General features: G+C 52.5%; 19 protein-coding genes, 3 tRNA genes and 2 rRNA genes. 15 read left to right on the top strand and 9 right to left on the bottom strand.

From position 1 onward, the window contains the following. Positions 1–116 precede the first annotated feature (116 nt). Both ACN06F_RS15195 and rrf read left to right on the top strand, forming a co-directional pair. Positions 117–3,009 (top strand): 23S ribosomal RNA (locus tag ACN06F_RS15195). A gap of 128 nt (positions 3,010–3,137) precedes the next feature. Continuing rightward, positions 3,138–3,253: ribosomal RNA gene (gene rrf, locus ACN06F_RS15190) — 5S ribosomal RNA — on the top strand. 222 nt (positions 3,254–3,475) lie between these two features. Here the strand turns inward: rrf and hisC are convergent. Further along, positions 3,476–4,537, bottom strand: coding sequence for a histidinol-phosphate transaminase (hisC, locus tag ACN06F_RS15185; RefSeq protein ID WP_433924203.1), 1,062 nt, complete (start codon positions 4,535–4,537; stop codon positions 3,476–3,478). A 164-nt stretch (positions 4,538–4,701) separates the two neighbouring features. On the opposite strand from hisC, the gene ACN06F_RS15180 reads away from it, so the two are divergent. The 4 genes from ACN06F_RS15180 (at position 4,702) to mnmH (ending at position 8,799) form a co-directional block, all read left to right on the top strand. Further along, a complete protein-coding gene (locus tag ACN06F_RS15180) occupies positions 4,702–5,151 on the top strand; it encodes a copper resistance protein NlpE N-terminal domain-containing protein (RefSeq protein ID WP_038478315.1) in 450 nt (149 codons plus the stop codon). Between the two features lie 109 nt (positions 5,152–5,260). Next, positions 5,261–6,631, top strand: coding sequence for a DNA repair protein RadA (radA, locus tag ACN06F_RS15175; RefSeq protein ID WP_038478312.1), 1,371 nt, complete (start codon positions 5,261–5,263; stop codon positions 6,629–6,631). Positions 6,632–6,676: 45 nt separating this feature from the next. Continuing rightward, on the top strand, positions 6,677–7,714 hold the full coding sequence (selD, locus tag ACN06F_RS15170) for a selenide, water dikinase SelD (protein WP_095604463.1): 1,038 nt from the start codon (positions 6,677–6,679) through the stop codon (positions 7,712–7,714). Further along, a complete protein-coding gene (gene mnmH, locus ACN06F_RS15165; protein ID WP_433924202.1) occupies positions 7,711–8,799 on the top strand; it encodes a tRNA 2-selenouridine(34) synthase MnmH in 1,089 nt (362 codons plus the stop codon). The genes selD and mnmH overlap by 4 nt, the downstream gene beginning before the upstream one ends. A 22-nt stretch (positions 8,800–8,821) precedes the next feature. On the opposite strand, the gene ACN06F_RS15160 is transcribed toward mnmH, so the two are convergent. Next, positions 8,822–9,514 (bottom strand): type 1 glutamine amidotransferase, encoded by a 693-nt coding sequence (locus ACN06F_RS15160; protein ID WP_253486095.1) that lies wholly within the window; start codon positions 9,512–9,514, stop codon positions 8,822–8,824. Positions 9,515–9,626: 112 nt separating this feature from the next. Here ACN06F_RS15160 and ACN06F_RS15155 point away from each other — a divergent pair, with 112 nt between their 5' ends. Then, positions 9,627–10,229 (top strand): YjaG family protein, encoded by a 603-nt coding sequence (locus tag ACN06F_RS15155; RefSeq protein WP_038478301.1) that lies wholly within the window; start codon positions 9,627–9,629, stop codon positions 10,227–10,229. A 13-nt stretch (positions 10,230–10,242) separates the two neighbouring features. Here ACN06F_RS15155 and ACN06F_RS15150 read toward each other — a convergent pair whose 3' ends face one another. From ACN06F_RS15150 to hisB, 5 genes are read right to left on the bottom strand one after another with little or no spacing between them, the layout of a single operon-like run. Further along, positions 10,243–10,749 carry a hypothetical protein gene (locus ACN06F_RS15150; protein ID WP_051626361.1) on the bottom strand — a complete coding sequence of 169 codons (507 nt, stop codon included), beginning with the start codon at positions 10,747–10,749 and terminating at the stop codon, positions 10,243–10,245. Positions 10,750–10,807: 58 nt separating this feature from the next. Beyond that, on the bottom strand, positions 10,808–11,581 hold the full coding sequence (gene hisF / locus ACN06F_RS15145; protein WP_038478299.1) for an imidazole glycerol phosphate synthase subunit HisF: 774 nt from the start codon (positions 11,579–11,581) through the stop codon (positions 10,808–10,810). Next, the gene (gene hisA, locus ACN06F_RS15140; protein ID WP_433924201.1) at positions 11,578–12,333 is read right to left on the bottom strand and encodes a 1-(5-phosphoribosyl)-5-[(5-phosphoribosylamino)methylideneamino]imidazole-4-carboxamide isomerase; all 756 of its coding nucleotides are present in this window, start codon (positions 12,331–12,333) and stop codon (positions 11,578–11,580) included. The genes hisF and hisA overlap by 4 nt, the downstream gene beginning before the upstream one ends. Before the next feature lie 11 nt (positions 12,334–12,344). Beyond that, positions 12,345–12,986, bottom strand: coding sequence for an imidazole glycerol phosphate synthase subunit HisH (hisH, locus tag ACN06F_RS15135; protein ID WP_038478294.1), 642 nt, complete (start codon positions 12,984–12,986; stop codon positions 12,345–12,347). Between the two features lie 52 nt (positions 12,987–13,038). Beyond that, complete coding sequence (gene hisB / locus ACN06F_RS15130) at positions 13,039–13,632, bottom strand: imidazoleglycerol-phosphate dehydratase HisB (RefSeq protein WP_009724907.1); 594 nt, start codon at positions 13,630–13,632, stop codon at positions 13,039–13,041. A gap of 206 nt (positions 13,633–13,838) precedes the next feature. Between hisB and ACN06F_RS15125 the strand changes: the two genes are divergently transcribed. The 7 genes from ACN06F_RS15125 to ACN06F_RS15095 all read left to right on the top strand — a co-directional run bounded on the left by ACN06F_RS15125 (position 13,839) and on the right by ACN06F_RS15095 (position 18,749). Continuing rightward, positions 13,839–14,324 carry an acetyl-CoA sensor PanZ family protein gene (locus ACN06F_RS15125; protein ID WP_433924200.1) on the top strand — a complete coding sequence of 162 codons (486 nt, stop codon included), beginning with the start codon at positions 13,839–13,841 and terminating at the stop codon, positions 14,322–14,324. After that, positions 14,321–16,654, top strand: coding sequence for an AsmA family protein (locus ACN06F_RS15120; RefSeq protein ID WP_038478287.1), 2,334 nt, complete (start codon positions 14,321–14,323; stop codon positions 16,652–16,654). The genes ACN06F_RS15125 and ACN06F_RS15120 overlap by 4 nt, the downstream gene beginning before the upstream one ends. A gap of 143 nt (positions 16,655–16,797) precedes the next feature. Beyond that, complete coding sequence (gene mutY, locus ACN06F_RS15115; RefSeq protein ID WP_433924199.1) at positions 16,798–17,940, top strand: A/G-specific adenine glycosylase; 1,143 nt, start codon at positions 16,798–16,800, stop codon at positions 17,938–17,940. A 55-nt stretch (positions 17,941–17,995) separates the two neighbouring features. Then, positions 17,996–18,271 (top strand): oxidative damage protection protein, encoded by a 276-nt coding sequence (locus tag ACN06F_RS15110; RefSeq protein WP_083007102.1) that lies wholly within the window; start codon positions 17,996–17,998, stop codon positions 18,269–18,271. Positions 18,272–18,445: 174 nt separating this feature from the next. Further along, positions 18,446–18,521: transfer RNA gene (locus tag ACN06F_RS15105), tRNA-Phe, on the top strand. A gap of 5 nt (positions 18,522–18,526) precedes the next feature. Further along, positions 18,527–18,601 (top strand) — tRNA-Gln (locus tag ACN06F_RS15100). Positions 18,602–18,673: 72 nt separating this feature from the next. After that, positions 18,674–18,749, top strand: a tRNA-Thr gene (locus tag ACN06F_RS15095). A 189-nt stretch (positions 18,750–18,938) separates the two neighbouring features. Here the strand turns inward: ACN06F_RS15095 and ACN06F_RS15090 are convergent. Together ACN06F_RS15090 and ACN06F_RS15085 are read right to left on the bottom strand one after the other, a co-directional pair. Further along, complete coding sequence (locus ACN06F_RS15090) at positions 18,939–19,802, bottom strand: MBL fold metallo-hydrolase (protein WP_198349856.1); 864 nt, start codon at positions 19,800–19,802, stop codon at positions 18,939–18,941. A gap of 104 nt (positions 19,803–19,906) precedes the next feature. Next, the gene (locus ACN06F_RS15085) at positions 19,907–20,545 is read right to left on the bottom strand and encodes a DsbA family protein (protein WP_038478275.1); all 639 of its coding nucleotides are present in this window, start codon (positions 20,543–20,545) and stop codon (positions 19,907–19,909) included. Between the two features lie 77 nt (positions 20,546–20,622). Here ACN06F_RS15085 and ACN06F_RS15080 point away from each other — a divergent pair, with 77 nt between their 5' ends. Then, a complete protein-coding gene (locus ACN06F_RS15080) occupies positions 20,623–21,582 on the top strand; it encodes a LysR family transcriptional regulator (RefSeq protein WP_253486091.1) in 960 nt (319 codons plus the stop codon). Positions 21,583–21,591: the final 9 nt, after the last annotated feature.

The following is a 21,591-nucleotide window of genomic DNA, read 5'->3' as shown; positions in this document are numbered from 1 at the left end:
ATATCATGCTGACATAAACGTTTTTAAAACGTTTATACGTAATTGTTTTGTGATACGTCTCAAGCGTATCCGGCAATCGTTATCATTGCGAGACACCAGACTCCTTCGGGTTATAGGGTCAAGCAATGAAGCGCACACGGTGGATGCCTAGGCAGCCAGAGGCGATGAAAGACGTGGAAGCCTGCGATAAGGCTCGGCGAGGTGGCAAACAACCTGTGACCCGGGCATCTCTGAATGGGGAAACCCACTCATCATAAGATGAGTATCTTGCGCTGAATATATAGGCGTAAGAGGCGAACCAGGGGAACTGAAACATCTAAGTACCCTGAGGAAAAGAAATCAACCGAGATTCCCCTAGTAGCGGCGAGCGAACGGGGACCAGCCCTTAAGCATGTGACTGATTAGGCGAATGCGCTGGGAAGCGCGGCCATAGTGGGTGATAGCCCCGTAGTCGAAAATCTGATCATGTGAAATCGAGTAGGTCGGGGCACGAGAAACCTTGACTGAAGACGGGGGGACCATCCTCCAAGGCTAAATACTCCTGGCTGACCGATAGTGAACCAGTACCGTGAGGGAAAGGCGAAAAGAACCCCGGAGAGGGGAGTGAAATAGATCCTGAAACCGTGTGCGTACAAGCAGTAGGAGCAGACTTGTTCTGTGACTGCGTACCTTTTGTATAATGGGTCAGCGACTTATATTCAGTGGCGAGGTTAACCGTTTAGGGGAGCCGTAGGGAAACCGAGTCTTAACTGGGCGACACAGTCGCTGGATATAGACCCGAAACCGAGCGATCTATCCATGAGCAGGGTGAAGGTTGAGTAACATCAACTGGAGGCCCGAACCAGGATCTGTTGAAAAAGATTTGGATGACTTGTGGATCGGAGTGAAAGGCTAATCAAGCTCGGAGATAGCTGGTTCTCCTCGAAAGCTATTTAGGTAGCGCCTCACGTATCACCGCCGGGGGTAGAGCACTGTTTCGGCTAGGGGGTCATCCCGACTTACCAACCCGAGGCAAACTCCGAATACCGGTGAGTGCAAGCGTGGGAGACACACGGCGGGTGCTAACGTCCGTCGTGAAAAGGGAAACAACCCAGACCGTCAGCTAAGGTCCCGAAATCCTGGTTAAGTGGGAAACGATGTGGGAAGGCTCAGACAGCTAGGAGGTTGGCTTAGAAGCAGCCATCCTTTAAAGAAAGCGTAATAGCTCACTAGTCGAGTCGGCCTGCGCGGAAGATGTAACGGGGCTAAACCAGGTACCGAAGCTACGGGTTCACACTATGTGTGAGCGGTAGAGGAGCGTCGTGTAAGCTGATGAAGGTGGATTGAGAAGTCTGCTGGAGGTATCACGAGTGCGAATGCTGACATGAGTAACGATAAAGGGAGTGAAAAACTCCCTCGCCGGAAGACCAAGGGTTTCTGTTCGACGCTAATCGGAGCAGAGTGAGTCGGCCCCTAAGGCGAGGCCGAAAGGCGTAGTCGATGGGAAACAGGTCAATATTCCTGTACCGGACATGATTGCGATGGGGGGACGGAGAAGGCTAGGTGAGCCAGGCGTTGGTTGTCCTGGTGAAAGTGAGTAGGCTGGTATCTTAGGTAAATCCGGGATGCCTTAAGGCCGAGACACGAAACGAACTGACTACGGTCAGGAAGTCATTGATGCCACGCTTCCAGGAAAAGCCTCTAAGCTTCAGATCATGTGCGACCGTACCCCAAACCGACACAGGTGGTCAGGGTGAGAATCCCAAGGCGCTTGAGAGAACTCGGGTGAAGGAACTAGGCAAAATGGTGCCGTAACTTCGGGAGAAGGCACGCCGGCGTAGGGTGACGAGACTTGCTCTCTAAGCCCGAACCGGTCGAAGATACCAGGTGGCTGCAACTGTTTAGTAAAAACACAGCACTCTGCTAACGCGCAAGCGGACGTATAGGGTGTGACGCCTGCCCGGTGCCGGAAGGTTAAATGATGGTGTTAGGATTCGTCCGAAGCTCTTGATTGAAGCCCCGGTAAACGGCGGCCGTAACTATAACGGTCCTAAGGTAGCGAAATTCCTTGTCGGGTAAGTTCCGACCTGCACGAATGGCGTAATGATGGCCACGCTGTCTCCACCCGAGACTCAGTGAAATTGAAATCGCCGTGAAGATGCGGTGTACCCGCGGCTAGACGGAAAGACCCCGTGAACCTTTACTATAGCTTCACACTGGACGCTGATGTTGCCTGTGTAGGATAGCTGGGAGGCTTTGAATCTCGGACGCCAGTTCGAGGGGAGCCAACCTTGAAATACCAGCCTGGCATCATTGGCGTTCTCACTCAGGTCCGTTATCCGGATCGAGGACAGTGTGTGGTGGGTAGTTTGACTGGGGCGGTCTCCTCCCAAAGAGTAACGGAGGAGCACGAAGGTACCCTCAGCACGGTCGGACATCGTGCAGTGAGTGCAAGAGCATAAGGGTGCTTGACTGCGAGACAGACACGTCGAGCAGGTGCGAAAGCAGGTTCTAGTGATCCGGTGGTTCTGTATGGAAGGGCCATCGCTCAACGGATAAAAGGTACTCCGGGGATAACAGGCTGATACCGCCCAAGAGTTCACATCGACGGCGGTGTTTGGCACCTCGATGTCGGCTCATCACATCCTGGGGCTGAAGTCGGTCCCAAGGGTATGGCTGTTCGCCATTTAAAGTGGTACGCGAGCTGGGTTTAGAACGTCGTGAGACAGTTCGGTCCCTATCTGCCGTGGGCGTTGGATGTTTGAGAAGGGCTGCTCCTAGTACGAGAGGACCGGAGTGGACGCACCTCTGGTGTTCCGGTTGTCACGCCAGTGGCATTGCCGGGTAGCTATGTGCGGACGGGATAACCGCTGAAAGCATCTAAGCGGGAAGCCCCCTTCAAGATGAGACATCCCTGAGGCCTAGAGCCTCCTGAAGGGCCCAGCGAGACCAGCTGGTTGATAGGCACGGTGTGGAAGCGCTGCAAGGCGTTGAGCTAACGTGTACTAATGGCCCGTGAGGCTTGACCCTATAACACCCAAGGGGTCTGGTCGTAGTGATAATGAAAACCGGATACGCGCTTCCTGTCAGTAACAGGAGACGAGAGACGACACAAAACATCAGTGACATGTTCAGCATGATATGCATTAAAAGTTACGCCTGACGACCATAGCACGCGTGAACCACCTGATCCCATGCCGAACTCAGAAGTGAAACCGCTTAGCGCCGATGGTAGTGTGGGGTCTCCCCATGCGAGAGTAGGTCATCGTCAGGCACTTATTGAGAAGCCCCGGCCATTTGGTCGGGGTTTTGCTTTTTAGGGGTCTCCCCTGGAGAGTAGCGGAACGCCGCCCGGATCATCGTCAGGCACTTATTTAACAAGAAACCCAGCCCATCGGCTGGGTTTTTTGTTTGCGCTATTGGTTATAGACTATTCGAAAAAATCCCCCAGGGCTGATGCCTTGGGGGATTTTTTTATGCTTTGAAAATGTGAGAATTAGCGGCAGATTGCTTCCAGTGCCTCTATTAAACTATCCATTTCATCATCTGTACCGATTGTGATGCGTAAGAAGTTGTTGAGCGCGTCAGTATTAAAGTGACGTACCAAAACTCCTCGCTCGCGGAGGCCTGCAAACAGCTGAGCGCCTTCAAAATCGTGATGCTGGGTAAGCACGAAGTTGGCCTTTGAAGGCAGTACTTCAAAACCTAGCTGCTCAAGTCGCTGACGTGTGCGCTCACGGGTCGTGATCACATTATTTCGGCAAGCGTTAAAGTGTTCTTCATCTTTCAGAGCTTCAATGCCGATGAGGCTCGCTAGGCTATCCACTGGATAGGAATTAAACGAGTCCTTGACCCGCTGGAGGCCATCAATCAGCTCAGGGGAGCCAATGGCATAGCCCAAGCGTAAACCAGCCAAGCTACGTGATTTAGAGAACGTTCCCGTGACTAGCAGGTTAGGGTAGCGCTCAACTAAGGTGACAGCGCTTTCAGCGCCGAAATCAACATAAGCCTCATCGATTAATACAACCCAGTTTGTCACGCGCTTAAGCAGAGCTTCAATGGTTTCGAGGGAGTGCGCATGCCCAGTCGGCGCGTTTGGGTTGGCAAAAATAACGCCGCTGCGCTCTGATGCACTCGCCAGGGCATCAATATCAACTTCCCACTGGGCATTTAGTGGGTGTTTGCGAAGCGTGACGCCATAAAGATTGGCGTAAACAGGATAGAAGCTATAGGTGATTGAGGGGACATCCAGCGGTGCGTCATGGCAGAAGAAGGCCTGAAACGCAAACGCGAGTACTTCATCTGACCCATTGCCGACGAAGGTTTCTGCCACGCTAACCCCATAGCTTTCAGCCAGCGCAGTACGCAATGCGTAAGAGGTAGGGTCAGGATACAAGCGCAAATGATCGGTGGCATAATTGCGCAGCGCCTTGCTCACCCCTGGCGCAGGTGGGTAAGGGTTTTCATTGGTGTTGAGTTTAATAACCTGTTCGCGGGGCTGCTCACCTGGCACATAGGGGGTAAGCTCCCGAACAGCTGGACTCCAGTATTGGCTCATGGGGGTAACCTGATTATCCTAATGTTAATACCCCATGGTCACCCGATGGCTGCCCGAGCGCAAGCATTCAAGTAAGCAAGGGGGTGGGCGTCGCACCTTGTAGCGGTTATGCTGTCATAAGCGCGCGAAAGAAATGTATGTCCAACACGATAAGGAGACACTCAATGCAATTTAGGAGTTTGCTAGCCGGCTCGGCTATGTTGGCACTGCTGGCGGGCTGTGCAGCTGGCCCGACGGGCCAGGGGGAAGATGCAGGAATGACTGCTTCTCAAGTCAATTACCAAGGTACGCTGCCTTGCCGCAACTGCGATGGTATCGACTTGGATGTGACGATGATAGGCGAAGAAATGAGTGCTCCTGAAGAGCGGACGTTCACGTTAAACGCCACTTATCGTAATCATCCACAAACACCACCAGACGAAAACTATGCAGGGAACTGGGAAGTGTTGACGGGCACGCCGTCTGATCCAGATGCTACTGTCTATGAATTAACGCCGAATGGCGATGGTCAGATTTACTACTTCCAGCGTATCAGTGAGCGCACGTTGGAGCTGATCGACCCAGAGCGTCGTCGTTTCGAGAATGGCGAGATGCTGCAGTTACAGCGTCAATAAAGTGTGAAGCGACGCTCAAAGGCGGCCATTGGCCGCCTTTTGCATTTCTAGCTATCTGATGCATAAATCTCAGTGGCGACATCAAGATATCAACAGGAGCAACATGGCGGTGGCGAAAGCGAAGAGTGCCTTTGTATGTACCGAGTGCGGTGCAGAGTATCGGAAGTGGCAAGGCCAGTGCTCCAGCTGCCAGGAGTGGAACACGCTAAGTGAGATTCGTTTGGCCAGTGCGCGACCTGGAGGTGGTACTGCGACGGGACGAGCGGGCTATGCTGGAGACCTGTCGCGAGACGTGGTGGATCTTGGTAATGTGGATCTCAGTGAGGTTCCTCGTCTTACCTCGACCTTTGCCGAGTTTGACCGTGTGCTGGGTGGCGGCTTAGTGCCGGGTTCCGCTGTGTTACTGGGGGGGAATCCAGGCGCTGGTAAATCTACACTGCTTCTACAAACTGCCTGCAAGCTCGCCCAGCAGCGGCGTATTCTATATGTCACTGGGGAGGAGTCGCTTTCCCAAGTCGCCATGCGCGCCCACCGCTTACAGCTGCCTACTAATGGCTTGAAAATGTTGGCCGAGACCAGTGTAGAAACCATCTTGGCGGTGTCTGAACGGGAGAAGCCAGAGATTCTGGTGATTGACTCCATCCAGACTATGCATCTGGAAGATATCAGCTCTGCGCCGGGGGGCGTTGCCCAGGTACGGGAGTCTGCGGCAGCGCTGACACGCTTCGCTAAGCAAACGAACACGGTTCTTTTGCTGGTTGGACATGTGACCAAAGATGGCACGCTGGCTGGTCCTAAAGTGCTGGAGCATATGATTGATGCTTCGTTGCTATTAGAGGGCGGAGCTGATTCTCGATTTAGAACGCTCCGCGGCCAGAAAAACCGCTTCGGCGCGGTGAATGAGCTGGGTGTGTTTGCAATGCTCGAGCAAGGTCTGAAAGAGGTTAAAAACCCCAGCGCGATTTTCCTCTCACGCCAAGAAGAGCAGGCACCCGGTAGTTTGGTCATGGTGGTGTGGGAAGGCACTCGGCCCATTCTCGTGGAAGTGCAGGCATTGGTAGATGAGTCTGCCCTGGGGAATCCTCGCCGTGTTGCCGTTGGCGTCGATCAAAACCGACTTGCCATGCTGCTAGCCGTATTAAATCGCCACGGTGGTCTGTTTACCGGTGATCAAGATGTTTTCCTTAACGTGGTGGGTGGAGTGAAAGTGCTCGAAACCAGTGCTGACTTAGCGGTGCTGTTAGCCGTGGTGTCCAGTCTGCAAAATCGTGCACTGCCAAAAGAGCTAGTGGTGTTTGGCGAAGTGGGGCTTTCAGGAGAAATTCGGCCAGTGCCCAGTGGGCAAGAACGCATTGCTGAAGCGGCTAAGCACGGTTTTCTAAGGGCAATTGTTCCGCGCGGCAACGCACCTAAGCAGGCTCCGAAGGGAATGGAGGTTATTCCTGTTGATAAATTGAGCGATGCCCTGGAAGCGTTGTAGCGTAAGCTATGCTAAGGAAAAGCATTAAGACTAAGGAGAGGCGCCATGAGTGCAATTCGGTTAACCCAATATAGTCACGGAGCGGGTTGCGGCTGCAAAATTGCACCAGATGTACTGGATGGGATTCTTGCTAAAGCTGGGCCTGCCGCGGGCCATAAACGACTCATTGTCGGTAACAAGGGACGCGAAGACGCAGCGGTGTATGATTTGGGTGATGGCCGCGGCATGATTGCGACCACCGACTTCTTTATGCCGATTGTCGATGACCCCTTTGATTTTGGTCGTATTGCTGCCACTAACGCGATTAGCGATGTGTATGCCATGGGTGGCACGCCGGTCATGGCATTGGGAATTTTAGGTTGGCCGCTGGATAAACTCAGCGCAGAAATCGCGGGTGATGTTGTTGCCGGTGCCCAGGCTGTTTGTCGTGAGCTAGGGGTAGCGTTAGCGGGCGGTCACTCGATCGACGCTCCTGAGCCGATGTTTGGTTTGGCGGTCAACGGGTTAGTCGATTTAGCGCATTTAAAGCTCAACAGCCAAGCAAAGCCTAATGACCTGTTATTCCTAACCAAGCCACTTGGCGTAGGGCTACTAACCACAGCCGAAAAACGGGGTTTGTTAGAGGCTGGGCACCATGGCCTTGCCCGTGAAACGATGCTCAAGCCCAATCATATCGGTGTTGAGTTAGCTAAGGTGAAAGGCGTTAACGCTATGACGGATGTCACCGGGTTTGGCCTTGCTGGACACCTAGCTGAAATGTGCAGCGCAAGCGGTGTGATGGCGCAGATCGATTTTCGCCGCTTACCCCGTTTAGCAGAAGCCGAAGCCTACCGTCGGCAGGGCGCTGTCCCCGGAGGTTCGCTGCGCAATCGCGAAGCCCTTGGTAAAGCGTTGCCTGTGATGGACGATGCTCACTGGCAATGGCTGTGTGATCCTCAGACGTCAGGTGGTTTGCTGATCAGTGTCGACCCTGCCTGGGAAGATGATGTAGAGCGTATTGGTCGTGAGCACAGTCTTACCTTGGTACCGTTTGGTACCATGAAGGCAGCTCAAGGCGACGTTTTGATTGAGGTTATTGGATGACGCTAGCCACTGTTCCGGCATCATTGAACTTAATCGCGCAAACAACACCGCTGATAGATGTGCGCGCCCCGGTTGAATTTATTCAAGGCAGTTTGCCTGGCGCGGTTAACTTACCGTTAATGGTTGATGATGAGCGCCATCAAGTGGGCATTGCTTATAAACAGCACGGACAGCAGGCAGCAATCGGATTAGGTGAACGTTTAGTCAGCGGTGGCACTAAGCAAGCACGCGTTGACGCGTGGCTGGGATACGTAGCGCGTCAACCAGACGCTATTATCTACTGTTTTCGCGGAGGGCTGCGTTCGCAAATTGCACAGCAATGGCTTGCTGATGCAGGCATCAACCGGCCGCGCATTGACGGTGGCTGGAAAGCGATGCGGCAACGGCTATGTCAGCGCATTGATGAGGCTTCCAGCCAGCCGATGCTGGTCGTGGCGGGGCTGACAGGTTGCGCGAAAACGACGCTAATTAATCAATTGAGTAACGGCATTGATTTAGAGGCTTTTGCCAACCATAAAGGATCGGCTTTTGGGAGGCAGCCAGAAGAACCGACAACACAAATTGATTTTGAGCATGCCTTAGCCAAGCGCTTAATTGGGCTGACGGGAAGCTTAGTGGTAGAAGATGAGTCGCGGCAAATCGGTAATGCCAATATTCCGCTTACCTTTTGGCATGCCCTGCAACGTGCGCCGCGAATACGCATTGAGATGCCCTTGGATTGGCGTTTAGAGCAGTTGCGCCGCGACTATATCGAAGCACTTGAACAGCGCTACACTGCCCGTTACGGCCCACAAGAGGGCTGGCAACGTATGCGACTCCAATTAGCCAATGCCCTGGAGCGTTTGGCGAAACGCTTAGGCAATGCCCGATTGCAGCGTCTACAGCGATTACAAGGTATGGCTTTTGATGCCCATGCACTAGGGAATATTCAAGCCCACGAAGCATGGCTTGCGCCACTGTTGACCGAATATTACGACCCACTTTATCGCTATCATCTTGAAAAGCAGCGAGATAACCGCCCTGTGGAACTGCATGTTGGCGATTGGGAAAGCTGCTTAGAAGCCGCTAGGCAGTGGAGCGCTTAGCGGCGTTGTATTCATCTATAGCTTATGCCGCTTTCAGCCATTGGGTCATCACGCGGTCTAGCAGCGGGGCTAACTGATGAAAGCGTCCAGCATTTTCTAGGATCTGTTCACTGGTTTGTATAAAGCGCCCTGCTGAGGCAGTTTTGGGCTGTGGCCATTCATCGGCATTGAGCAGTGGTGATACGCTGGAAGCCGTCGCTTCGAAATGACACAGTAAACCGACGACACGCCCGGCGTCCCACGAAAAACCTTGCAGTGGTGCTGCTGCACTGCCGCCTAGCGGTAGTGCGCTTTCCGGTAAGCTAAACACGAGGCGGTGCCTCATAAATGCCTCAAATTGTTCGGGTAGGTCAAAGGTGCTTTCCGGGGCAAGTGTTATTTGGTGCCAGCCAATTTCAGGGTAGGTGCCTGGTGCAATAACGGCATCCAGCGCCTCCGCTATCCACAGTGCGCCCAAGCCAATACCCAATAATGGTTTCTGCCCATCCAGATAGCGGTTAATCAGCTTGCGTTCGGCTTTAAACCAATCGGGTGGATCATTTACTAGACGTTCAGGGCCATCCAGTATAATTAGCGCATCGCACTCACCTGGTCGTGGAGTTAGCTCGCCCGCATAAAGATGAAAAACGGTGTAACTATGGCCCATACTCTCAAGCCAGTCAGTTAGACGAGCGGGACCATGGTCAGGGCCGTGCTGTAGCAGATGAATATGCATGGTAATCTCCTCGCCGGCCGATGTTAATAACGCGATAGGGATCTCCTGCCGCGTTTGTGCGACGATAACGTATCGCGTTCATTTCACCAATATTGTGACCCAGGAAATCAGCATGGTGGCTAAACCCCTAGGATTTTACCAGCGGCTTCAACAGTTGCCGTTGCCCGCTCAGCAAGCGTTTATGGCAGCCCTGTGTGAACGTCTGCTACCTAACTACGCGCTTTATCAACAAACCACGGGGTTAGGTGACGAGCATACACTGCGTACTGTGCTGAGCCTGGTGTGGGAACGGCTGAGCGTTTCTAATGCTAGCATTGACTTTGCTCGGCAAGCGGAAAAGCTGGCTGAGTGCGAACCTCCGGAAGATGATGAGAGCTTTGGAGCGCGCCGAGCGTTAGATGCTGTTGTGTCGGTATCCGCGCTGCTGGATACGCTGCTGGGGGAGTCGCCTGAAGCCGTGTTAGATGTCAGCCGCACCTCGCGAGCGGGCGTTCGCGCTTTTATCGAGCTAACGGAAGGTGAAGAAGATGCCCAGGCGCTTGCGCTGATCATTCGCGACCATCCCTTGATGGCCGACGAAAATGATTTCCAGGACGCTGTTTTGGACGCCGTGAGTGAGCCAATTACTAAAGCCTACCTAAAAGAAATTCGTCAGCTAGGGCGTAATAACGGCATTAGTAATCTTGGTTTAACCTTAGACGAGGGCAAGGAGTAGCTGTCGAAGCTGGTTAAAACCGCAGGCCCGCCGTCACCATCATGCCGGCGGTGCCGAAGATGATGAGATCTGATTCTACGCGCCCCCATTGCACGCCAATGCTGGGTAGCAGTGCAGGCGCCGTGCCTAAATGGTTAAAGGGAATCTTGTCGCGATATTCACCTTTATAGCCGTGTAGTAGCCCGCCAGTTAGCTTGGCGCGTACGTTGATCTCTTCGGCAAATTGCCAAAGCGGGAATTCACGCCCTGCATAAAAATACCAGGTTGGTTGATCAAACGAGTTTTTAAACCATGCCGCCCCTGTTAACCAGCGGTCTGGATTATGTAGTTCAATGCTTACCAGTTTTTGCTGATTGGTATGGTCAGGGTCAGGATCGAAGTGGCGCGTTAGCAAACTGGTTTGCACCAGTGTGTGATCGAGTTCTAAGGTGGGAGGCCAATCTGGCAAAGAAAAGGCTGAGACGGTAGTGCTCAGCCAAATCCCTGCTATCCCTCCTGCCCATTGATAATAACGAGGCATGTCACTGTTCCTGAGAGAAGGGCTTTTTGCTAAGTGATTTCACTACTAAGTGGTTTCGCTAAAGGCGCATTTCGATGCCACGTTCCGCCATGTAACGTTTTGCTTCTGGTATCGTATATTCACCGAAATGGAAGATGCTTGCTGCCAATACTGCATCGGCACCACCTTTGAGTACGCCGTCTACTAAGTGATCCAAGTTTCCTACACCGCCAGAGGCAATTACCGGCACGCTGACGGCTTCAGAAATAGCATGGGTAACCCCCAGATCAAAGCCCACTTTAGTGCCGTCGCGATCCATACTGGTGAGCAATAACTCGCCAGCACCAAACTCTACCATCTTTTTGGCCCACTCGATGGCATCCAGTCCCGTTGGTCGACGCCCACCATGAGTGAATATTTCCCAGCGAGGAGGCTCGCCTTCTTTAGACACCTTCTTAGCGTCAATCGCCACCACAATACATTGGCTGCCAAAGCGCTCGGCGGCTTCGCGAACAAACTCAGGGTTGGTCACCGCGGCGGTATTGATGGAGACTTTATCAGCCCCTGCATTCAGCATCGTGCGAATATCATCGCAGCTGCGGATGCCTCCCCCCACGGTGAGGGGAATAAACACTTCACCGGCAATGCGCTCTACCATGTCGACCGTTGTGTCACGGTTTTCATGGCTGGCGGTAATGTCGAGGAAGGTGATTTCATCGGCACCCTGCTGGTTATAGCGCTGGGCAATTTCGACCGGATCGCCTGCATCACGGATGCCTACAAAGTTAACGCCTTTCACCACGCGTCCGGCATCGACATCTAAGCAGGGGATAATACGTTTCGCTAAACTCATTTGTCGCCTCCGCTAAGCTGGTCGCTCAAGCGCTGAGCTTCTGCCACATCGAGGCTGCCTTCATAGATCGCGCGGCCGGTAATCGCGCCTAAAATGCCGCAAATGCCGCTGTCAGCGACATCACACAGCGCACGAATGTCGTCTAAATTGGTGACGCCGCCGGAAGCAATCACTGGTAAGCCACCTTCACGGGCTAGCGCAGCCGTGGCTTCTACATTGACGCCTTGCATCATGCCGTCGCGGGCAATGTCGGTATAGACAATGCTGGAAACGCCGTCATTGGCAAAGCGCTTGGCGAGCTCGGTCGCCTTTAAAGTGGATACTTCCGCCCAGCCATCGGTGGCCACATAGCCATCTTTAGCATCCAGGCCAACAATAATGTGGCCTGGGAACGCACGGCACATTTCGCCCACGAAGTTCGGCTCTTTAACCGCTTTAGTGCCAATAATGACGTAAGAAACCCCGGCATTTAAATAATGCTCAATGGTTTCCGCTGAGCGGATACCACCGCCAATTTGGATGGGCAGTTTAGGGTAGGCGCGCGCAATTGCGGTGACTGCCTCGCCGTTCATCGGCTTGCCTTCAAAAGCGCCGTTTAGATCAACCAAGTGCAGGCGGCGAGCACCCGCTTCTACCCAGCGAGCGGCCATGGCAACAGGGTCATCGCCGTAGGACGTTGAATCTTCCATGCGGCCTTGCTTCAAGCGCACACACTGGCCGTCTTTGAGATCAATCGCGGGAATTACCAACATTGTGAAACCTCTCAGGGCGTCCAGGTGACAAAGTTTTCTAGCAGGCGAAGGCCCGCGCGGGAGCTTTTTTCAGGATGGAACTGCACAGCGAAGGTGGCATCACGGCCAATCGCTACATGGGCGCAAACCTTGCCGTACTGGGTAGTACCAAACACTTGGGCATCGTCGGTCGCATTAACGTAGTAGCTGTGCACAAAATAGAAGTGTTCGTTATCGTCAATGCCTGACCATAGCGGGTGATCGTGATGTTGCGCCACAAGGTTCCAGCCCATGTGCGGAACTTTTAAGCGCTGTTCGTAATCATCGCGCATATTGGCCGGAAAACGATCAACGCTGCCATGGAAAAAGCCCAGGCAATCTACGCCGCCGTTCTCTTCGCTACGCTCCATCAGCATTTGCTGGCCCACGCAAATACCCAATAGTGGTTTAGCTTGACGGGTAAGGATGTCATCGACTAGACCGCGTAGCTCGGTACGTTCCAGCTCGCCGACACAGTCCCGAATAGCCCCTTGGCCCGGGAGTACTAGGCGCGTTGCACCTAAAATACGTCGAGGGTCGCGAGTAATAATCACATTTTCGTGGGTGACGTGCTCAAGCGCTTTTGCCACAGAGTGTAGGTTGCCCATTCCATAATCGATTACCGCGATGGTCATAAAGCGCTCCTTGTTATCGTTGGCGAGCTACCACTCGCTGTAATACCCGGCATTATAGGCTTCCTTTGGTAGACGGCATTTGTCCCGCCATACGCGGGTCTTCTGCCACCGCCATGCGCAGCGCGCGGCCAAACGCTTTAAATATAGTCTCAGCCTGATGGTGAGCATTAAAGCCTTTTACATTGTCAATATGCAGGGTGACGCGCGCATGGTTGACGAAGCCTTGGAAAAATTCCCAAAACAGCTGGGTATCCATACGGCCAATGGTATCGCGGGTGAAGTCGACATTCATATAGAGACCTGGACGGCCGGAGAAGTCGATAACCACACGGGACAACGCTTCATCAAGAGGAACGTAAGCATGCCCATAGCGGTAGATGCCGCGTTTATCGCCGATCGCTTGGTGAAATGCTTGGCCTAGGGTAATGCCTAGATCTTCAACTGTGTGGTGATCATCGATGTGCAGATCGCCTTTTGCGTCAATATCGAGATCCACCATCCCATGGCGAGCTACTTGATCAAGCATATGATCAAGAAACGGAACGCCGGTGTCGCTGCGGAGACGGCCTTCGCCATCAAGGTTGACGCTGACCGTAATCTGCGTTTCGTTGGTGTCACGGCTTACCGTGGCAATACGCGCTGACATGTTGCATCTCCTGCGCTGATGCGCACTCTGAGGGGGTATTGGTGGATCATCGGGTAATGTTAACACCGCTAGATCAAAGCATAACCTGTGCCAAAAGCGACCATTATAGTGAATCGGCGCCCCCATCCGCTACAATGCGCGAAAGGTAGCCGCCTTTGCTGGCGGTAGAATAGCAGCCTTGCTGCTTTGGCAAAGAGGATTTCACCATGCCGGTGACATTGCATTACGTCGACCAGGCCCGTTGGGAAGCTGAGGAGCAGGTGCGTATTGACCTAATACGCATTTATGAAGATGCGCCCCAAGAGCGAATGCCTACACCAACGGTCGCCCCTTTTATTGAACAGCATTTAAAAGGGCAGCACTTTTTTGCCTGCGCACATTTTAACGATCGACTGCTCGGTGCGGTTGCAATAAAAGAGGCAACTGACCGCGCGTGGTGGCTCTCCGAGCTGTGCGTGCGTAAACCCACCCGACGGCGTGGCGTAGGCGCGCGACTAATGGCACTGTTAGGAGAGCAGGCAAAACAAGAAGGACGTATGCTGCGCATCGAAACGTCGTCGCTGCCGTTAGCAGATCGAGTACTGCTCTCAAAGCTTGGTTATCGCCCCGTAGCCCCTGAATCATCCGCACAGTCGGATGATTCCATCACCAGTGATTTTGTTGAGCTAGACCCACAAGGAAAAGGGCAATGAATCATCTACTACGTATTTTGCTGGCTGCGGTAGGTATTTTAGCGATTGTTGCCGTTGCCGCAGTGGTGTATGTCACCACTTTTCTTGACCCAGAAGATTTCAAGCCTCGGCTAACTGCGGTGGTAGAAGAACAAACTGGCCTGAATCTAGCGTTGGAAGGCCCAATCACATGGTCATTTTATCCGCGTATAGGGGTCAGTGTTGAGCAGGCAAAAGCGTGGCTGCCAGAGCAAGCTCAGGACGAGAGTGCGTTTGCCGCCATTGAGCGAGCTGAAGTTAGCGTAGCCTTTGCCCCTTTATTACGCGGCGAAATAGCGGTTGACGGCTTAACCCTAGATGGCATGCGCTTAAACCTTGAAAAGGATGAGCAGGGCGAAGGTAATTGGCAGCCGTTACTAGAGCGCCTCGCTGAGCAGGGTAACGAAACAGCGGAAACGGTACTGGCGCCTGCAAGCGCTGGCCCCAACGCAGATGCTGGTAATTTGTCGGTGGTGCTGAATATTGCCAGTGTAGAAGTGAAAAATGCTGATATTCGTTTTCGTGATGAGCAAAGCCAAGCACTTTGGCGTGTGCAGTCGCTCAATATTTCAGGCGCCAACGTCAATCCGTTACGTTCCTTCCCTTTAAAAACCATGTTCACATTAACTAAGCATAATCGCTTAGATGCAGAGGTGTTGGAGCGTACGCCCGACCTGAGCAGCGAAGTGAATCTCGAAACTCGTCTTCGTTTAGGTTTGAAAGATGAGCAGCTGGTTTTTGAAAATATCCAGTTGACGACTCGTACGCGACGCTCTGGAGAAAGTGATCCGCAGCAGCTTAGTTTGAAAGCAGCTGAAATAGTTGCCCGAATGGGTGAGCAGCAACTTACGATTCGCGAGGGTGTCGTTGACGCGGGCTTACGTCATCCAGACAATTGGCAGGGTAGCCTCGCGCTTTCGTTGGCATTTGGTTTGGAAAGTGACTGGGCGGCGCAAACTGCTCAGTTTAAAGATGCTCAGTTAACCGGGCCGGATGGACTGAGAGTCAGTGGCCATCTCAATGTCGAAAAGTTTTTAGACTCTCCTCAGTACAGCGGCCAACTCACCGCAGCGCCTTTTACATTGCGGCCTTGGTTATCTCGCGCAGGCATTACTCTCAATACGGCCAATGAAAGTGCCCTGAGAGATGTGGCGATGACTAGCCCAATTGAAGGAGATATGACGAGTATTGCACTGCCGCGTCTTTCCTTAGTAGTGGACGACAGTACCTTTACAGGTAATATTTCCGCCGCGCTGGACGGTACTCGGCTCGCCTTTAATCTGGAAGGCGACCAGCTGAATATTGATCATTATCTGCCTGGTCCGGAAACCGCTCAACAAGCTAGCCGAGGCATGCTGCGCAAAGCCTTCGCCCAAACCGATGGGGCACTATTACCTCAGGAATGGCTGAGCACGCTATCGCTAGAGGGGGACTTAAGCGTCGACCAGCTTGTGCTGGCTGGATTAACGTTCGATGGCACTTCGCTAAGCTTGCGCGGCGAGAATGGAGTGCACCAACTGACAGCCTTTGAGTCGCGTTTTTATGAGGGCGAGCTTAATTCGACTGGCCGTCTAGATGCGACAGCAAACGTACTGGAATGGCAGATTTCTCCACGTGTCAGTGATGTTCAGGTCGCACCGCTCATTGAAACCTTTAGCGAAGAGGCGTCACCGTTACGAGGCCGCTTCAACTTGGAAGGCGCACTGACTACCCAAGGCAATCGCCGTGATGTGCTCACCAATAATCTTAACGGCGAGCTAAGTGCACAACTGAACGACGGCGCTATTCTGCAAACGAATATCTCTCAGCAAATGTGTGAGATAGTGGCGCAGCTAGAGGGCGAAGGCACCCTGCGCGAATGGGAACCTGATACGCGCTTTGAACGGTTTGACGCGACCTTCCAAGTGCGTAATGGCGTAGTAAACAGTGACGATTTGCTTATCACCCTTCCTGGCATTGACGTACAAGGTGAAGGCGAATTCAATCTCAATACGCTGAATTTTACGACTGAGGCAAATGCTAGGCTGGTCGACACGGCGGATGCCGCCTGTAACGTGAACCCGCGTTTAGAGCAGTTGCCTCTTCCAGTTCGTTGTGAAGGCCATGTGGGCGACGATAAAACCCAGTGGTGCCGATTTGATCGTTCGGCTTTCCAAGCAGCGGTGATAGACCTACTTCGTAATGAAGCAGGCAGCCGTCTTGAAGAAGAGCTTGAGGAACGGCTGGGCGATTCGCTTGATCAAATTGACGAACGCTTAGGAGAAGGTGCTGGTCAGGAACTTCGTGAGGGGATTCGTCGTCTATTTAACTGAGCATTCATGCACGTTTTGAATCGATACAATAAGTGCGCGCCGGCCTTACCGCCGGCGCTTTTTTGCGTGTTAGTTAGCCACATAATAGCAAGGCCAACTGACGGCTAATTGCAGGGTGCCGTTTTACTGTTTAAGGAAATCCTATGGCCGACATGTTTACACCGTGCCTCGCGGCGGAAGAGTTTCAACGTCGCTTGCTTACCTGGTTCGATCAGTATGGACGGCATGACCTGCCTTGGCAGTCGCCCCGAAGTGCCTACCGGGTATGGGTATCTGAAATTATGCTCCAACAAACCCAGGTCGCTACGGTCATTCCCTATTTCAAACGCTTTATGACGCGCTTTCCCACGTTAGAAGCACTGGCCAACGCACCTCAGGACGACGTGCTGCATCTTTGGACCGGGCTGGGTTACTACGCCCGTGCCCGTAATTTGCATAAAGCGGCTCAAGTGGCGTTAGCGTCCCATGGGGGAGAGCTGCCAACGGACAGTGTCGAAGCGTTAATGGCGCTGCCGGGTATCGGCCGCTCCACTGCTGGCGCGATCATCGCGCAAAGTTCTGATAAACATAGCTCTGATAAACATAGCTCTGATAAACAACGTTCTGGTCAGCAGGCCGCGATTTTAGATGGCAATGTAAAACGATCGCTGACTCGCTTGCATGCCATTGCTGGCTGGCCAGGCAAGCCAGCAGTAGAGCGTTCACTATGGACACTGGCTGAGTATTTCACGCCCAATACCCGTCTTGCCGACTATACCCAAGCCATCATGGATTTCGGCGCCACGCTATGTAAACGCAGCAAACCTGATTGCCTGATCTGTCCGTTTAACGACGTATGCCGTGCCTATGCCCAAGGTGAGCCGCAACGCTTTCCCGAATCCAAGCCTAAAAAAGCCTTGCCGACGCGTGAAACCATTATGCTGATGCTACGAGACAGGCAAGGGCGGGTGTGGTTAGAGCAACGGCCACCCAGCGGCTTGTGGGGAGGCCTATGGAGCCTGCCTCAATTTGAGCAGCATAGTGAACTGAACGATTGGCTGGCTGATCATGTGACGTCCCCCGAACGCCATGCGCCAATGCCCAGCTTTACTCATACGTTTAGTCATTTTCGGCTATTGATTACGCCTCAGCCCGTCAGTTGCGATAGGCTGAACGGCGTAAGAGAAGATGGCGTGTGGTATGACGTTGACGAACCGCCCACGCTTGGCTTGGCTGCGCCGGTTAAATCGCTGCTGAGCCAGCTGGCGCCTTTTTCCTTAGATCCAACGCCAGGGCCGTCGCGCTAACCTCACTCGCGTTATTACTTTTATATTCGCACCGTTATTCATAAAGGAGCACACCATGAGCACCACCGTTTTCTGCCGCAAGTACCAACAAGAGCTGCCCGCCCTGCCATTTCCACCATTACCAGGTAAGCAGGGACAAGAGATTCAAGCCACCGTGTCTAAGCAGGCCTGGGAAGAGTGGCAGTCGTTGCAAACGCGCTTGATTAATGAAAAGCACCTCAACATGTTAGAGCCTGAGGCGCGCGCCTATTTGATGGATCAAATGCAGCGTTTTCTAAATAACGAAGCAACGGATCAAGCGGAAGGTTACGTGCCGCCTACCCAGGCTTAAGCGTTCAGGAAGCAAGGCTGTAAGGAGTGAAACTCGGTGCAGCCCACGGATGGCGCGGCTTTTGCACGTTTTGAGCCCTGCAAAGAAGTGCCCTAAGCACGTGACTAGAAAGAAAGTTTCACGAAAGTGTTGACGAAAAGCTGAGTTTTTAGTTTAATACGCACCGTTGGCAGCGGCCAGATAGCTCAGTTGGTAGAGCAGGGGATTGAAAATCCCCGTGTCGGCGGTTCGATTCCGTCTCTGGCCACCAAACGTTGGGGTATCGCCAAGTGGTAAGGCACCGGTTTTTGGTATCGGCATTCCCAGGTTCGAATCCTGGTACCCCAGCCATTGCCAACAAGATTTCTTGTTGATTGCAAAGCTTAACAGTGAAGCAATCATATTCTCAAGAAAGCGCGAAGAGCCGACATAGCTCAGTTGGTAGAGCAACTGACTTGTAATCAGTAGGTCCCGGGTTCGACTCCTGGTGTCGGCACCACTTAAAAGTGGTTAAAATCAAAGCGTTAGAGAATTAGATTAAGCCGTCCGAAAGGGCGGCTTTTTCGTATGTGTCTATAAAGTGTCTACAGCGTGGGCACCTCCACAACTGAACCTTGCAAGTTGGGTGACCAAGCTGCCATTACAGAAAGATAGTCATCGGCCACCTCTATACTACAGGGAAAAATGACTATCCCCAGTCCATTTCCCCCATAGCTACTTTAGCGCCAATCTGTAGTGCAACGCTTAGCTTTGCATTTGGGTAGCGACGGGTCATTGCTTCAATGAGTTCATCGCTGTTATTCGCTTTGGCGAGCTCTTCTTCAAATGCTAATAGGTAGTCACGTGTATATTGAATCGCGGAAGCATCAATAGCTGCGTCAGGTTGCATGTGACCGGGTATAACGACCTTAGGAAAGCGTGCTGCCATTTCATCAAGCGCTTGTATCCAAGCCGCTCGCTGTTCAGCAGTAGGGGTGTCTGCTATCCACACATGTAGGTCTGAGAATACCAGCACACCTCCAAAAACAGCATTTAAGGAAGGAGCCCAAAGATAGCGACGATTAGGTAAACCCTCCACGTCAACAATCTGGATATCTTCACCATCGACTTGCAATAAATGGCCGTCGAAAACCTCAGGCATAACGATATCATCAAGTGACTGAGGGCCATTGTCTTGAAGTTGGGGTGACCATGTAGAGATTTTTTTCTCTACATTAGCTTCGATAGCATCAACGGTAGCTGAAGCTGCGACAATGCGAGCATCAGGGAAGGCTGCTTTTATCGCGCCAAGGCCAAAATAGTAATCAGGATCGCTTTGGCTAATGTAGACGGTGGTTAGCTGCTTACCGCTCTGTTGGACTGCCTCGGCAACGGCACGTCCGTCAGATAAGGTAAAGCCGCTGTCAATTAATACTGCCTCTGTTGCTCCCGTCACCAGTACGGGCGCTCGGAAAAAGCCATGCTCTCCAGCAGGAAAGTGCTGCCAACTTAATTGATCATCAGACGCGAGGCTCTTTTTTATGCCACTTAGGTTACCAGTGCTTATAGCCATGGATAATCCTAAGGCAGTTAATGACTTTAAAAACATACGCCGAGTAGCCATTTTTTCTTCCTTCTGCAATTTTGTTTAGAGGGTCAATTGATTAAGTTGGTGCGTTATAGCGCGCGTATCTGTTGGGCTAGCGCACTGGGGTTGGCATACAACTCATTCGTGGAAAGAGCCTTTAGGTTTTCACTCGACTGAGCGATGAACGTGGGCACTCCTCGAACGTTAAGCTTCTGCATTAGTGTTTGAGCCTGTGAAATTCGAGAACGATTGGAATGCATAAGTGTTTCACTGGCACTTGTCATTAACTCTGCCGCTTGTGTCAGCTCAAGTCCTTGTAGAATCTCAACCAACGTGACTTGAGATGTCACGTCTCGACCCTGTACGTAGCGTGCGTATTGGATTGCTTTTAAAGCCTCGAACTCATCGGCGGGTGCGGCAAGCGATACTGCCGTTAGCGCTAGCGTAGCGGCACTACTATCAAACCGCTGATGATGATCGCTTAACACGTGATCGCGATATAGTTGAGTGAATAGTTGTCCCGTTAGGCGCTCAATCCGCTGATCGTTACTCCAGGCATAGGCCGCGAATTCATGATCCATTTGCCTTCCGCCACGGCCTGTGAAAAGGCCGCTGGGTAACAGAACCACTTTTATATCGTCTGCCGCGATCACGTCTGAAACAGATGATGTTGCGCCATAGCACCAGCCACACAAAGGATCGAATAGGTAGTACAAAGTGTTATTCATAGTCGAGTCTCTCTATACATGATTGACTCGCATGCTAAAGAGATTGTATTGACGGATAAATACATACGAAGCATATTATGCGTATGGAAAAAGCATACAGTCGAAGTGGAAGTAAGCTAGGCGGATTTAATAACTTGCGGCGCTTAGCTTATTTTGCTGCTGTGGTTGAAACGGGGTCTTTTACGGCCGCCGCAGAGCGTCTGGGTATCACCAAGGCGGTGGTTAGCCAGCAGGTGGCACGTCTTGAACAAGAATTTAGAACCTCTCTCCTTACGCGTACGACGCGATCGGTACAAGTTACCTCCGCTGGAAAAGTGTTTTACCAACGCTGTGCCTTGATTCTCCGTGAAGCTGAAGATGCTTTTGATGAGTTAGGCGAAATAGCCCAGGAGCCGACAGGCACATTACGGTTGACCGCCCCTTTCGATTACGGTGTCACCTTTGTGGTGCCTGCGATTGCTGCATATACCCAGCAATATCCCGATTGCCGGGTCGATGCCACGCTGCGGGATCAAAAAGTCGATCTGATGGCTGAGGATATCGAACTGGCTATCCGTGTTGGTTGGCTAACAGAGGCAAGCGTGCAGGCAAGGAAAATAGGCTCTTTTCGGCAATTGCTAGTTGCATCGCCAAGCCTTGAAAAAGAGGTGGCGCAGCTCTCTCAGCCAGAAGAGTTATTGAAATTCCCGTTCATTGCTAATAAAGCGCTGCCCCATCCATTGCAGTGGGAGTTTTCACTCAGTAAGGGTGAACGCAGAACCATCCACGTGCGCGCCTCAATCTTTCTTGATGCTACACTCGCGGTACGCGAAGCGTTGTACGCTGGTGCAGGAATCTCGGTATTGCCGGATTATGTCATTGCAGGCGACATAGCCGCCGGACGCCTTATACATATTTTACCCCAGTGGAGTTTGCCCTCCGGCGGCATACATGTCGTTTTCCCATTAGCACGTTTTCGTCCTGCGAAAGTGCGTGCATTTGTCGACATACTTGCGCATAGAGAGCAGCAGCGACAAGAGGGCGCTTTCATTAAGTGAGCTTGCCTG

Origin of the sequence: Vreelandella sp. 21 (genome assembly GCF_050995515.1) — a bacterium.
GTDB lineage: Bacteria > Pseudomonadota > Gammaproteobacteria > Pseudomonadales > Halomonadaceae > Vreelandella > Vreelandella alkaliphila.
The sequence above is the reverse complement of the archived record's forward strand: the minus strand, read 5'-3'. Positions and strand labels throughout refer to the sequence as shown.